The sequence below is a fragment of the Ruegeria sp. genome (assembly GCF_040830605.1).
GTDB lineage: Bacteria > Pseudomonadota > Alphaproteobacteria > Rhodobacterales > Rhodobacteraceae > Ruegeria.
In genome coordinates, this window is the sequence record NZ_JBFOMD010000010.1 from 39,405 (window position 1) to 52,628 (window position 13,224).

Genomic DNA, 13,224 nt, shown 5'->3' on the forward strand with positions numbered 1-13,224 from the left:
CCTTGCGATGGCGGGGCACTTTGGGGCGCACGCCCGGCGATGGCCGGGCGCGGCATTGGGGGGTTAGCCTTGTACGTCCGAGCCGACGATCTTCTGATCGCCCTTCAGACCGATGGACAGGCTTTCGAGATAGGCGTTGGGGGCGCGGCCGTCATAGGCGATGCCGTCGATGATGTCCTCGGCCGGTGTCGGGGCCTTGTAGCCATCGCTGTCCCAGGGGAAGTCAGCCTCGTCCGCTAGCCCTTCATCGACCAACAGGCGCGCGGCTTCGAGGTAGATGTCGGGTTTGTAGACGGACTTGGCTACTTCGTCGTACCAGCTGTCGGGCTTGGCCTCGGCGATCTGGCCCCAGCGGCGCATCTGGGTCAGGTACCAGACGGCGTCCGAATAGAAAGGGTAGGTCGCGTTGTAGCGGAAGAAAACGTTGAAATCCGGGACTTCGCGCTTGTCGCCTTTTTCGTATTCGAAAGTGCCGGTCATCGAGGCGGCGATGACGTCATAATCCGCGCCCACATATTCCGGGCGGCTCAGGATTTCGACGGCTTCGGGGCGGTTGGCATTGTCGTTTTCATCCAGCCACATTGCCGCACGGATCAGCGCCTTGGTCACGGCAAGAGTGGTGTTCGGGTATTCCTCAGCAAACTCGGCTGTGATGCCGATGACCTTTTCGGGGTTGTTCCTCCACAGCTCATAGTCGGTGATCACCGGAACACCGATGCCTTTGAACACGGCCTGCTGGTTCCACGGTTCGCCAACGCAGTAGCCATAGATGGTGCCAGCCTCCAATGTTGCAGGCATCTGCGGGGGAGGGGTCACGGACAGGAACACGTCCGCGCCGATCTGACCGGTCACGTTTTCAGGGCTGTAGAAGCCCGGATGTAGACCACCGGCGGCCAACCAGTAGCGCAGTTCGTAATTGTGGGTCGAAACCGGGAAGACCATGCCCATGTTGAAGGGCTTGCCTTCGGATTTGTACCTCTCGACCACTGGAGCCAGAGCCTCGGCGCTGATCGGATGCTGCGGGCGGCCGTCATCCATCACCGGGATATTGGGCTTCATCTCTTCCCAGATTTCATTGGACACTGTGATACCGTTGCCGTTCAGGTCCATCGAGAACGGTGTGACGATGTGCGCTTCGGTCCCATATCCGATTGTCGCGGCCAGCGGCTGACCCGCCAGCATATGCGCTCCGTCCAGCTGACCGTCGATCACACCATCCAGCAAGACCTTCCAGTTGGCTTGCGCCTCAAGCGTGACAAAGAGACCTTCGTCCAGAAAGTACCCCTGCTCATAGGCCACGGCCAGCGGCGCCATATCTGTCAGTTTGATGAAGCCGAAGGTCAGCTCGTCTTTTTCCAGCTCTAGCATTTCGGCCATTGCGGGTGAGGCGAGCGCGGTGGTCGCTGCAAGGCTCAGAAGAAGTCTTTTCATCTCGGTCCCTTTCGGTCCGGCCCATGAGGGACGGGTGACAGCCCAGATGCGGTCTGGGCAAACAAAAAAGCCGCCGACACAAACCGCCGGGAGGACAAGGCGGTTGGTCGAGCGGCTTTGCTCTTGATTGTTGCCCATTGCGTTGGGCGAATTCCTTCGGTGGGCGTCGTTGCCTGCCGATGGTTGGATTAAGCCATCAACGAAGTGTTCCGTCACCCCGAAACAGATCTTGGCACCCGATTTTTTCTGCGATGCAGCATTCTTTTACGCTGCAGTGCAAAAAGAATGTGCAAAGCTATTCAGATGGCTCAAAAATTCGACGGTCAAAAAACACGTTTGGAGGCAGGATCAGGCCGCCTTGGGCCGATGCCACGGCATCCTCGTGAGGATTCGCGCCTTCCAGCTTTGCCGAAGCGCCCGGCAATTCCGCCCCTGCGCCTTGCAGCTCACGCCGGTACAGGTCGCTGCGGAAAACCCCGGCGGCCCGACGCTCGGCATCCACGGCGTCCAGACCGTTTCTTTCCGCCAGGCGGCGCGCAATCCACTTTGCCTGACTGCGCCAGGGGAATGTGGCTGCGCCCTCATGGAATTCAACAAATCGGTCAACACGACGCTGCTCACCCCGGGAGGAGATCGCGAACGCACCCGACAACGCACGGTCAATCAGTTCCGGGGATACATTCAGATAGGACTTACGCGCCAGCATTTCGGCGGCGGTTGTCGTGCTTCCCGCGCTCGACAGCCACCGACCTGCCCGCCAAACGGCGCGCATGAGGCTGCCCAGCAGATGCGGCTCGGTATCAGCCCATTCCGACCTGACTGCCAGCACCTTTTCGGGCGCACAGGACCATATCGCGCGCCCGGGCAGCAGCAATGCGCCGACCTGATCATCGACCGAGACGGAACCCCAAGGCTCTCCAACACAAAAAGCGTCGATCTCACCCGCCGCAAGCGCTCGGGCCATCAACGCTGGCGGAACTGTTCGAATCTCAACCTGCGTCGACGCCAATTCGGTTCCTTCCACCCAATACCGCAGAAGCTCGACATGCATCGAAAACGGAAACGGCACACCAAAGACCAGCGGGCCATCCGCGACCCGAGCGAGTGCTGCTCCAGCGGCTGTCGCGTCATGGAAATCAAACGGGTAACCCTGCGCGCGAAGCAGCTTTTCCAGCCTGCGACCAACTCCGATGACGTTGCCATTCAGCGAGAGCACCGAAACGGCCGACAGAGGGGTTGCGATGCCGCCCAGTCCCAATCTGGTCGCAACCGGGATCGGGGATAACAGATGGGCGGCATCGACATGCCCAAAGGCCAACATGTCCCGCAGTGACGACCAGGACGGCGCCGGGTGCAGATCCAGCGACACTCCTTCGGCATGGTCAAATCCCATCTCGTGCGCAACGATCAAAGGGGCCGCGTCGACCAGCGGCATATACGCAACGGGAAGAGAGACCGTTCTCATGACAGAAGCCCGGATGCCGTCACCAGCGCCTCGGCCACATCGGCAACGCGGCGGTTCTGGTTCATCGCGGTCTTGCGCAGCAAAGCGTAGGCTTCGTCTTCCTGAATGCCTTTGGCCTTCATCAGAAGCCCCTTTGCCCGATCAATCACCTTGCGCTCTTCCAATGCGCGGCGGGTCTCGGCAAGTTCGGTCCGCATCTGGCGCAGAACCTGAAACCTGGCAATCGCGGTGTCTATGACCGGCTTGATCCTCTCTGCTTGTAGGCCGTCGACAACATATGCGGACACTCCGGCCTCAACGGCGGCTTTGGCAAGCCCCCCTGCAGCGCCGGACACGAACATTGCCACTGGCCGCTCCATCGGACCAGACGCAATTGTCAGCTCTTCAAGCATGTCGCGTGACGGGTTATCGATGTCGATCAGCACAATATCGGGGCTGTGCGTGGCGATCTCATGTGCGAGCCCCGAGGCATTGCCGATCACATACACATCGACGTTCTCTGACTCATTTAGCGCATCGACAATCGCGACTGCACGATCACGGTTTTGTTCAACAACTACGACGGTCAAATTGCGGTTCATGCCCTTTGGGCTGCGCAATTGCTTTGGCGGTGACAATGCCATCCACTCCAGCAATGACGAAAACACACGCGTCGCGCCCAACCTGTCAGCAGAATGTTTGGATCTGCTGAAAAACCACGCAGAATGCGATGCAGACGAGTTTCGGCGATTGGACCGGTGAGTGGGTTGTCGACCAGATGACAAGGGACTGGTGATAGTAGAAACAGTGCTTGTCGCTGTCACACTAAGCCAATGAACTGGCTTTGCAGGTCACGTATAGTTCTTGTTACGCGACATCATGCCAAGCCCTGGGTTCATGCTGTTTGTAGGGTCCACGGCCTTGTAGAACGCGGCCAGGTCGGGTTTGGCCGGGTACAGATGGCCGACGTTGTGCTCTGCCGGGTATTCGGCGCCGCGGTGGTCCAGGATTTGCAGCATCGCGGCCTTCAACGCCTTGGGGTCGGCGCCCTTTTTCACGATGTAGTCCTGATGAAGCACATGGCACATGAAGTGGCCGTAGTAGAGCCTGCTGACCAGTTGGTCCGATATCTCTGACGGCAGGTCCTCGAACCAGTCCGCGTCGTTGCGGCGCAATGCGATGTCGAGCGCGATGATGTCTTCCACCTCATGCGCGTGGACTTTCATGTACCGAACGGCTGCCCCCGCGGCCGCAAATCTGTGCAGCCCGGCGATCTTGGCCTCGCGCGGGTCGCATTCGAAGAAATCCAATTGGCCACCCGCGGTCATGTCGGACAGCAGGGCGCGGGCTTCGTCGATCCCTCCGTCACGCATTTTCAGGATCAGGTGGTGGGAAAAACGGTCGCGGAAGGCCCGCATCCGGCGGGGCAGAACGTCGGGCCAGAAGCGCATGGCGAATTGCATGAACCGGTCGGTGAAATTCGCAAGACCCGGCACGCCCTCGAGCCGGGCGTCCACCGCGCCCTTGAGGGCGAAGAACGTGGGCAACCGGTCGGTGCCCAGTTTGTCGATCATCACCATCGTGTCCTTGCCGTAGCGATCAGAGATGTCGAAGACCTCTTCATGCATGTATTCGGCGCTGACCGGCAGGGTCCGGAATTCCGACAGGATACGGCGGCGCAAAGCGGTCAGGGCGGCGGTGTCCTGCGCACCGACATAGAAGGTGCGCTCGCTTTCGTTTTTGGGATAGGTGTCCAGACGCACGGCAAAGACCGCGAGCTTGCCGGCACAGCCCGATGCCTCATAGAGCCGCGATTTGTCCGCGTTGAAGCGGGCTGGCGTGTCCGCATCCACATTGCGCACGCGGCGGGCATAATCGGTATCCGAGGCCTTGCGGTTGTCGGTCTCGATGTCCTCGGGCCGGAAATCGCCCTGTTGCAGGCGGGTCAGGATTTCTTCGGGTGTGTCCCCCAGACGGATGCCCAGATGGTTGACCAGTTCCAGCGCGCCATCCTGCGTGATGCGGGCATGGAGCGAGAGTTCGGTATAGGACGGGCCGCGCTCGACCAGCGAGCCGCCTGAGTTGTTGCACACGCCACCGATGACCGAGGCCCCGATGCAGGACGATCCGATCACCGAATGGGGCTGCCTGCCGATGGGGTCCAGCAGCTTTTCCAGCGCAAACAGGGTCGAGCCGGGAAAGCTGATGACCTGCTTGCCCTCGTTGATAAGCTGCAGTTGATCCATGCGGCGGGTGTTGATCAGGACCACGTCGCGGTCATAGACCCCCTTGGGTGTCGAACCTTCGGTCAGCCCGGTATTGGCCGCCTGCATGATGACGATCTTGTCGGCGGCGACGCAGGCCTTGAGCACCCTCCACTGTTCCAGCAATGTGGCGGGCTGCACCACCGCCAGCGCCTCACCCTCGCCCGACCGAAAGCCCCGGCGAAAGCGGCGGGTGCGGCGGGCGCCGGTCAGCACGTGCCGCCGCCCGCAAATGGCCTGAAAGCGCTTGATCAGCTCGGCATCGGTCATCCCAGGATCCTCCCTAATACGCGACCGAGGGCAACCACGTTGCCAGCTGCGGCCACAGGAAGACGAAGAACAGGCCGGTCAGCTGCAGGATCACGAAGGGGATGATTCCCTTGTAAATGTCGGTCAGCTTGATCTCGGGTGGGCAGACGCCTTTGAGGTAGAACAGCGCGAAACCAACCGGTGGTGTCAGGAACGAGGTCTGCAGCGTCACCGCCACAAGGATCACGAACCACACCAGCGCCGGTTCGTCGATGACACCGAACCCTTCGATATCCAGGCCAAGCCCGTTCACGATGGGGCGCATCAGGGGCAGCACGATCAGCGTGATCTCGATCCAGTCCAGAACGAAGCCCAACAGGAACACGATGAACAGGATCATGAACACGGTGCCGTTCGGACCAAGGCCGGTTCCCTGGATCATCTCTTCGATCAACGCGTCGCCGCCCAGTTCCCGCAACACATACGAGAACACCGTCGCGCCCAGAAAGATCGCAAAGATATAGGCGGTGGTGTTGAAGGTTGACTTAAGCACGTTCACCAGCTTGGCCAGCGTCAGTTTACGGTAGCCGAGCGCCAGCAGCGTCGCGCCCAATGCGCCCACGCCTGAGGCTTCGGTTGGTGTGGTCAGCCCCGCAAAGATCGACCCCAGCACGGCGAGGATCAGCCCCAGCGTCGGCAGAACGGCGATCAGCACGTCTTTGACCGCGGCCCAGTCGGGGCGGGTGGCACCCTCGGGCACCGGGGCCACATCGCGTTTGATCAGCGCGATCACGAAGATATAGGTCAGGTACAGGGCCCCGATGATCACACCGGGAAAGACTGCTGCCATGAACAGGTCACCGACGGACAGCGCCATCTGGTCGGCCATGATCACCAGCATGATTGAAGGCGGGATCAGGATGCCCAGTGTTCCGCTGGCCGACACCACGCCCGCGGCCAGCGAGGGGTTGTATTTCTGTTCCATCATCGAGGGCAGCGACAGTACACCCAGCAGAACCACCGAGGCGCCGATAATGCCGGTCGAGGCGGCCAGGATAATGCCGATCATGGTGACCGTGATGGCCAGCCCGCCACGGACGGTACCGAATAGGCGCTGCATCGAGGACATGAGACGCTCGGCCACGCCGGATTCGTCCAGCATCAGCCCCATGAAGATGAACATCGGCAGCGCCACGAGAACCGCGTTCGACATGGTGGCGTAGACGCGGTTCACCACGGCGCCCAGTGTCAGATAGTCCAGACCGGTCAGCGTTTCCTCAAGCCCGGTCCAGTTCATCATGCCGTTGTCGAACAGGTAGGCGAGACCGCAATAGGCCACCCCGACCCCGGCCAGCGTCCAAGCCACCGGGAAACCGGTGAACAGGAGCGCGATGAAGGTCAGGAACATGGCGATGACCAGCTTTTCCTCGGTCGTCTCGACGAGGAAGGTCAGCGCAACCGCCACCACAGCGAACCCCAGCAAGGCCCAGAAAATGAGGCGCAGGCCCTTGCCCTGACGCTCTTCTTCCAGATTGGCGAACAGAGCATGGACGTCGTGGATCAACCTTGCCGTCGCCGCCAGAGCCAGCAGAATGAAGCTGGCCGGGATCACGCCCTTCAGTGCCCAACGCGCGGGCAGGCCCGTTGGGCTGTCGGAGGACTCGTTTACCCGCCAGCTTTCATAGAAATAGTCGTATCCCTGATCGACCATCAGATAGATGAACGGCACCAGCAGGGCGAAGATACCGATGACCTCGATAATCCGCCGGGCGCGCTGGCTGAGTTGCATGTGCAGCAGGTCGACCCGCACATGGCTGTCCGTGACCAGCGCGTAAGAGATGCCGACCATCGTCACCAGCCCGTAGAAATGCCACTGGATCTCATCGAGCTTGGGATAGTTCTGATTCAGCAGGTAGCGCAGCGCCACCTGTGAGACGATGGCCGCAACCAGCAGCAGGTTGGCCCACATGACCACATGACCGATGCCCTTGACGCCGTTGTCGATGGCGACGGCCAGTTTCTGGCGGTCGGGCTCACCATGTTCAAGGATGCTTTCATAGACTTCGATCGGGTCGTTCTGAGTCCGCTGTGTCTCGGCCATGGTCTCCTCCTCGAGAATTAGGCGTTGGGGACGTGAATGCGCCCGGTCGGTTCAAAAATGACGAAAATCAGAAGGGGAATGTTTGGGGGCGGATCGAGACCGCCCCCAAACGGGCGCAAGTGGCTAAATCACTTGCGGGGGAGGAACGCGTTTTCTTTCCACACGGCATAGCCTTCGCGGAATTCGTTCATATCCGTCAGGACCTTGTTGAAGAATTCGTCATTGGCGGCCTGCTCGGCGGCGACCTCTTCCCAAGTTTTGCGGAAGGTGGCCAGCATCTCTTCATTCCACTGCTTGATTTGAACGCCGTTGTTTTCGACATTGTCGATCAGCGCCGCGTGCTGGATCGCCTCTCCTTCGGCAAAGCTGTCGGCCATCGATGCCTTGCAGGCATTTTCGATGATCGCCTTGTGCTGGTCGCTGGCTTCGTTCCAGACGTCCTTGTTGACCATCAACTCAAACACGGTGGCCTGCTGGTGCCAGCCGGGGAAGTAGTTGTATTTGACCAGCTTGTGGAAGCCCAGACGTGCATCGATAGCGGGCATCGAAAACTCGGTCGCGTCAATGGCGCCCTTTTCCAGCGCGGGGAAGATTTCGCCACCGGGCAGCAGCGAAGTGGCCACGCCCAGTTTCTGCATGACTTCACCGCCAAGTCCAAAGAACCGCATCTTGAGGCCGTTCAGGTCTTCGGGGCTGTTGATTTCGGTTGCAAACCAGCCCGAGGTTTCGGGGGCGATGATGGCGCAGGGGATAACGTGGACGTTGAAGCCGGCCTGGTCATACATCTCCTGATACAGGCTCAGGCCATTGCCATAGTAGAGCCACGCCATGTATTCGCCCGCTTCGGGGCCGAAGGGCACCGCCGAGAACAGTGGAGCGGCGGGGATCTTGCCGGCCCAGTAGCCAGCGGTGGTGTAGCCCGAATTGATCTTGCCCGAGGATACGGCGTCGAGGATCTCGAACGGCGGAACCAGTTTGCCCGGCTCGTAAACCTTCATCTTCAGCGTTCCGCCGGACATCAGGTCCAACTGCTCGGCCACGCGCGGGATCGGCGAGCCGAGGCCGGGCAGGGCGGTCGAAAATGCGATCGGGGTCTTCAGCAGCATCTTGTCTGCCGCCTGAACTGCCGGTGCAGCCAGTAGCGAGGCCGCAACGGCGAGCGAGGTCAGGGTAGTCTTCATAATTTCTCCTCCAAAGTGCAGGTCAGCCTTTGCGTCAGCTGCCGGTCTCACCGCTTGAGCGGCATGAATGGTAAATTATGTTTACCTCTGTAATTCGTCAATAATTTTATTTACCACTGGCTGCGCTCAAGCAGAGAAGTCGTCGGTGCTGGTATTTCGTGAAATTTGACCATTTTGGATGAGGGTTTTCTGCTTTTTGTTTATTTACAGCTGGATAATGAGATCTTACGTATCCGTAGTTTTGGGTATTTCTTCTTGCAATGTGATCCATCAGTGGTAAATTTTAAGGACAACTAGAAATATCCGGTTTTCCGGATCGCGCGGTTCCGAACATGAGCAACAACAGCCCTTTTGATCCCGTAGGCCACGAATCAGTCGCCGATGCCGTGGTCGATCAGATCGAGACGATGATTGTCGATGGCATCCTCAAGGAAGGCCGCAAACTGCCCTCTGAACGCGATCTTGCCGAGGCCATGGAGGTATCCCGCCCCAAGCTGCGCGAGGCGCTTCAAAAGCTGGAACAGCGTGGCCTTGTAACCGTGCGCCATGGCGAGGGGACATTCATTGCGCCGCTGACCGGTCGCGCTATGTCGCCAGCGCTGCTGTCGTTATACTCCCGGCATGGCGGCGCGTTTTACGACTATCTTGAGTACCGGCGCGAGCAAGAGGCCTTTGCCAGCCGGCTGGCCGCGCAACGGGCGACCCAATCCGACAAGGAACGCATTGCCGAGACCATCGCGGATATGCAGAAGGCGTGGGAAGAGGATGACATGGACGCCAGCCAGGAGGCGGATTTTCGTCTTCATGCAGCGGTTGTGGATGCCAGCCAGAACACGACCCTGATCCATATGATGGCGTCGATCTATGACCTGACCCGTCAGGGGGTGTTCTATAACCGCCGGTTCCTGCGCACGATGGACGGCACCGGCGAGGCGCTGTTGCAGCAGCACAAGGACATTGCGCAGGCGATCCTGGACGGCGATCCCGACCGGGCCGAGGCTGCGGCGCGGCATCACATGGACTTTGTGGAAACGTCCTTCCGCACCGGTCAGGAACAACAGGCGCGGGAAATCCGCGCCGCCAAACGGCGTCAGTTTTCAGCTTAGGCTCAATCAAATCTGCCACCAACCGACCCGCGTCCGCTCAGCCTTGCCGGACACGCTGCGGTGCGGGTTTTCGCGTAGACCACGATCGGTTGCCGACAGCGACGAAGAGAAGATGATTGTGATCCCGTACCGGGTATCAACCCAAACCTGCGTGATCATCAACCAGAGCAATATCATCCGCGTGGGAATGCATGCTGAACTTGAACCATCGCCTAAAGTTCTTGATGAGCCTCGGATCGCCACTCATGAATATTCGCCCGTCTTCGAGATCCCGCTCGAACGACCTGCGGCCGAGATAGAATCCGGTCATGATGGTGACTTCCGTTTCAACATAAAGATCAACATCAAAGCCCGGATCGCTTGCGCATAGTTCCACCGTTTCACCGGGTTTTGTGATGAGCCAATAGGTTGATGCCGGCGACGTCGCATCTGAGAAGTTGAAACGCATCACGTTGCGTTTGGGCGGCAGTTCATCAACATCCACCTGACGCCGCACGTTCCACATCAGCAAATCGGCATCCCGATCTTCGAGCGCAATTTCCGCCTTGATGTGGCGTTGTGCCCATTTGGCGAGAATGGTCAGAACTTCGTCCAACTCGGCGGCCTTGTCCGTTCTGATATAGTCGATGGACCCGGTTGCCCGATCTTCCACCCGCTCCAGCAGGCCGTTCTCCTGCATCTCCTTGAGCCGTTTTGTCAGCAAAGTGGGTGAAATGCCGGGCAGTCCGCGTTTGATTTCGTTGAACCGGGTCGAACCGCCCCAAAGCTCACCCAGAATCTGGATCGTCCAGCGCGGCAGAAGGATCTCACAGGCTTTCGATGTGGGACAATACAGGCCATAGGGTTTGGTCGTCATGATCCAGGCCTCCTGCGTTAACGGTGGACCGCGCGCTGGAGTATAGTCCCGATCCCTGAATTCCGGCCAGTACACTTTTTGTATCGGGGCTGGTTCACTTTCTACACTGCCCGGCATCCACGAGGCCATGCGACGTTGGTTGCATCAAAAAACACGCACATGTACTCGAGGAGACACCCAATGACATATACCTCTGATACCGCCCCGCTGAACCACAAATCAGTGGCTGCTGTGATTGCGGAACTGATCGATGCCGCCAACGTTGCAACTCACAAGGTCATCGAGCGCCGGAAAGCCAAGGCACACCTGAGCAAACTGTCCGATAGATACCTTCGTGATATCGGGTTGACCGAGCATGACGTCCCAGGCGCGACCCGCATGCAGTTGCCGTCCGGCGGTGCACTGGAACTGATTGACATCCGTCGGTCGCGGTCTGCCAACTGGTGATCAAACCCGCTTGAACGTATGCGGCAACTTGGGGTCCCTACCTGACCTTAGGTTGCCGCATCATTCATCCGCAAAACGCAAGAGGACGACTGACATGGCAATGGGAAAGAAGCTCAATCGCACGTTTCGACGCTTTATCGAAGCGCAACCGTTGTTTTTTGTTGCGACGGCGGATCGAGACGGCCGTGTGAATGTCTCGCCGAAGGGAATGGACACACTCAGGATCAAGGGTGACCACCGGATCCACTGGCTCAATCTGTCTGGCAGCGGGAATGAGACCGCGGCGCATGTTAGGGCCACAGGTCGCATGACACTCATGTTCTGCGCTTTCGAGGGGAACCCTTTGATCTTGCGCGTTTACGGGCAAGCCCGGGTTCACCATCCGCGCGACGCAGATTGGGATGCCTTGATAACCGACTTTCCCAAGCTGGGTGGCAGCCGGCAGGTGTTCGACCTGACCATCGATCTGGTTCAGACGTCATGTGGTTCAGGAGTGCCCATCATGGAGTTCAAGACATCCCGTGGCGAGGTGGAATTGGAGCCTTATTACGACGAGTTGGGGCCAGATGGTGTCAAAGACTATTGGGAGCGCAAAAATGTCGAGACGATCGACGGTAAACCCACCGGCATTTTTGAAGACCCGTAGGCGGCGGATCGTTTCCATTGTGCCGGTATTGCGGTCACTTGTCCTCGGCACCGTAGAACACTGCTGTTGCTCATGACCCGCTGACGAATGGCCGTTTCATCCCACGCCGCTGCTACCGAAACTCAAGGTCGCCTCGGAAGCCCCTCAGCAGCAAACATTGCGCGCTAGTTTCGAGCTTTGACGATGAGGGAGATCAACTTGTCGAACTCACGCCGTGTGGTGAAGCGATGTTCGGCGCAATAATCGCTCTCGCGATTTTCGGGCTCAAGGCATGAAAGAATGAGGTGCTCGATCGCTACTTCCCCCTTCATGCCATCCCGTTCGACCATTGGAACGAAACGCTTCAGAAATTCGGCCGTCTCGGACTGGTGGATGATCAGCGTATTCCATTCGGGCACAACGAAAAGCGCCTGATTTCCAAGGCCCCAGCTCCAAAACGTGCCTTCCGGCAGTCCGGTGCCAGGGCCCGGTATCCACCACAGATACCCGTGTCCCCATCTCAGACCATCCATACCCGTCTGTGTAAAATTCTCCGTAATGCGGTTGACCCACTCTCTCGGTACAATCTGCCGATCGCCGATCCGGCCGTTGTTGAGATAGATCTGACCGAACCTGACAAGATCACGGGCTGACATGCGAAACGCTGCGGCCTTGTGCACCGAGAGGCTGGCGTCGGCGACATAGGACACCGCACCAATGTCGAAGCCCTCCATCCCGGACGGCACAGCAATTCCCTGATGGAATGCCTCGGCGATCCCAAGACCTGTGCGCATTTCGAAGATCGTCGTCAGAGCATTGTAGTCCCAATTGTTGTAAGCCCAGATGGTACCGGGCTCGTTTTCCCGGTTGCCCAGCCGTCTGTCGATGTCGGCCTGCAGCGAACCAGAGGCTGCGGCGGGATGACTGATGCCGGACACGCTCTTGAGCAAGTGGCGCACCGTTGCCTGTCTTTGTTTCGCGGTAAGCGGTTCTGGCGCGTCATCAATGCCCAGCTCCTCCAGCGTGGCATCCAGACTGATCTGTCCCGCACCTGGGCCAAGATGCATTCCCACGAGGGCGCTGAGAAACGATTTGCGCATCGAGTGGGTCGAATACTGCTTTCTGAGGTCGCCGTACGCGCCAACCACCTCGCCATTTGTCACGATGACAAAACTGTCGGTACTGAGCGTGGCGACAAAACCGAACACAGCGTCCAGCCCATCTGATCGCCAGCCTAGACCTTCGGCTCTTTTCGCATCCAGTCGAGTGACTTCGTGAGGTCGCGCGGAGGATGACTGTTTTGCAAGGCCGCTCTCGCCGGTCATGGACAGATAAACAGCGGCGCTGGCAACAATGGCAAGCAGGCTGGAAATCCATGCAAAGACTCTGCGCTTAGAGATCTGTGCCTCCATCTGCATGGCGACGTGGGGCCGGTGTCTCCTCCAATCTGATGTCACGGTGACGGCCTATCAAGGCTACAACCATGGTTTCCGCGTTGGTGGCTGAAACCGACATATGTG

At 59.0% G+C, this 13,224-nt stretch carries 11 protein-coding genes; 3 read left to right on the forward strand and 8 right to left on the reverse strand.

What is annotated here, in order from left to right:
* Nucleotides 1-63 precede the first annotated feature (63 nt).
* The 6 genes from AB3N21_RS16095 to AB3N21_RS16120 form a co-directional block, all read right to left on the reverse strand.
* Nucleotides 64-1,431, reverse strand: a complete 1,368-nt coding sequence (locus tag AB3N21_RS16095) for a CmpA/NrtA family ABC transporter substrate-binding protein (protein ID WP_367936174.1) — start codon at nt 1,429-1,431, stop codon at nt 64-66.
* Between the two features lie 295 nt (nt 1,432-1,726).
* The gene (locus tag AB3N21_RS16100; RefSeq protein WP_367936175.1) at nt 1,727-2,896 is read right to left on the reverse strand and encodes an ABC transporter substrate-binding protein; all 1,170 of its coding nucleotides are present in this window, start codon (nt 2,894-2,896) and stop codon (nt 1,727-1,729) included.
* Entirely contained in the window at nt 2,893-3,477 is a 585-nt protein-coding gene (locus tag AB3N21_RS16105) for an ANTAR domain-containing response regulator (RefSeq protein WP_367936176.1), read from the reverse strand. The genes AB3N21_RS16100 and AB3N21_RS16105 overlap by 4 nt, the downstream gene beginning before the upstream one ends.
* Nucleotides 3,478-3,726: 249 nt before the next feature.
* Entirely contained in the window at nt 3,727-5,409 is a 1,683-nt protein-coding gene (dld, locus tag AB3N21_RS16110) for a D-lactate dehydrogenase (protein ID WP_367936177.1), read from the reverse strand.
* A 13-nt stretch (nt 5,410-5,422) separates the two neighbouring features.
* Nucleotides 5,423-7,489 carry a TRAP transporter large permease subunit gene (locus AB3N21_RS16115; protein WP_367936178.1) on the reverse strand — a complete coding sequence of 689 codons (2,067 nt, stop codon included), beginning with the start codon at nt 7,487-7,489 and terminating at the stop codon, nt 5,423-5,425.
* 128 nt (nt 7,490-7,617) lie between these two features.
* Entirely contained in the window at nt 7,618-8,670 is a 1,053-nt protein-coding gene (locus AB3N21_RS16120; RefSeq protein ID WP_367936179.1) for a TRAP transporter substrate-binding protein, read from the reverse strand.
* A 332-nt stretch (nt 8,671-9,002) separates the two neighbouring features.
* On the opposite strand from AB3N21_RS16120, the gene AB3N21_RS16125 reads away from it, so the two are divergent.
* A complete protein-coding gene (locus tag AB3N21_RS16125; protein ID WP_367936180.1) occupies nt 9,003-9,776 on the forward strand; it encodes a FadR/GntR family transcriptional regulator in 774 nt (257 codons plus the stop codon).
* Between the two features lie 136 nt (nt 9,777-9,912).
* Here the strand turns inward: AB3N21_RS16125 and AB3N21_RS16130 are convergent, their stop codons facing one another.
* Nucleotides 9,913-10,632 (reverse strand): winged helix-turn-helix transcriptional regulator, encoded by a 720-nt coding sequence (locus AB3N21_RS16130; RefSeq protein ID WP_367936181.1) that lies wholly within the window; start codon nt 10,630-10,632, stop codon nt 9,913-9,915.
* 180 nt (nt 10,633-10,812) lie between these two features.
* On the opposite strand from AB3N21_RS16130, the gene AB3N21_RS16135 reads away from it, so the two are divergent.
* Nucleotides 10,813-11,079, forward strand: a complete 267-nt coding sequence (locus AB3N21_RS16135) for a DUF1127 domain-containing protein (protein ID WP_367936182.1) — start codon at nt 10,813-10,815, stop codon at nt 11,077-11,079.
* 94 nt (nt 11,080-11,173) lie between these two features.
* Nucleotides 11,174-11,725: a pyridoxamine 5'-phosphate oxidase family protein gene (locus AB3N21_RS16140; protein ID WP_367936183.1), complete on the forward strand. Its 552-nt coding sequence runs from the start codon at nt 11,174-11,176 to the stop codon at nt 11,723-11,725.
* A 164-nt stretch (nt 11,726-11,889) separates the two neighbouring features.
* Here AB3N21_RS16140 and AB3N21_RS16145 read toward each other — a convergent pair whose 3' ends face one another.
* Nucleotides 11,890-13,122 carry a serine hydrolase domain-containing protein gene (locus AB3N21_RS16145; protein ID WP_367936184.1) on the reverse strand — a complete coding sequence of 411 codons (1,233 nt, stop codon included), beginning with the start codon at nt 13,120-13,122 and terminating at the stop codon, nt 11,890-11,892.
* Nucleotides 13,123-13,224: the final 102 nt, after the last annotated feature.

What these genes read in the sequence shown, in the direction of transcription:
- AB3N21_RS16115 (WP_367936178.1), bottom strand. Translation starts at nt 7,489, where the DNA reads ATGGCCGAGACACAGCGGACTCAGAACGACCCGATCGAAGTCTATGAA.
- dld (WP_367936177.1), bottom strand. Translation starts at nt 5,409, where the DNA reads ATGACCGATGCCGAGCTGATCAAGCGCTTTCAGGCCATTTGCGGGCGG.
- AB3N21_RS16100 (WP_367936175.1), bottom strand. Translation starts at nt 2,896, where the DNA reads ATGAGAACGGTCTCTCTTCCCGTTGCGTATATGCCGCTGGTCGACGCG.
- AB3N21_RS16095 (WP_367936174.1), bottom strand. Translation starts at nt 1,431, where the DNA reads ATGAAAAGACTTCTTCTGAGCCTTGCAGCGACCACCGCGCTCGCCTCA.
- AB3N21_RS16145 (WP_367936184.1), bottom strand. Translation starts at nt 13,122, where the DNA reads ATGCAGATGGAGGCACAGATCTCTAAGCGCAGAGTCTTTGCATGGATT.
- AB3N21_RS16135 (WP_367936182.1), top strand. Translation starts at nt 10,813, where the DNA reads ATGACATATACCTCTGATACCGCCCCGCTGAACCACAAATCAGTGGCT.
- AB3N21_RS16125 (WP_367936180.1), top strand. Translation starts at nt 9,003, where the DNA reads ATGAGCAACAACAGCCCTTTTGATCCCGTAGGCCACGAATCAGTCGCC.
- AB3N21_RS16130 (WP_367936181.1), bottom strand. Translation starts at nt 10,632, where the DNA reads ATGACGACCAAACCCTATGGCCTGTATTGTCCCACATCGAAAGCCTGT.
- AB3N21_RS16140 (WP_367936183.1), top strand. Translation starts at nt 11,174, where the DNA reads ATGGCAATGGGAAAGAAGCTCAATCGCACGTTTCGACGCTTTATCGAA.
- AB3N21_RS16120 (WP_367936179.1), bottom strand. Translation starts at nt 8,670, where the DNA reads ATGAAGACTACCCTGACCTCGCTCGCCGTTGCGGCCTCGCTACTGGCT.
- AB3N21_RS16105 (WP_367936176.1), bottom strand. Translation starts at nt 3,477, where the DNA reads ATGAACCGCAATTTGACCGTCGTAGTTGTTGAACAAAACCGTGATCGT.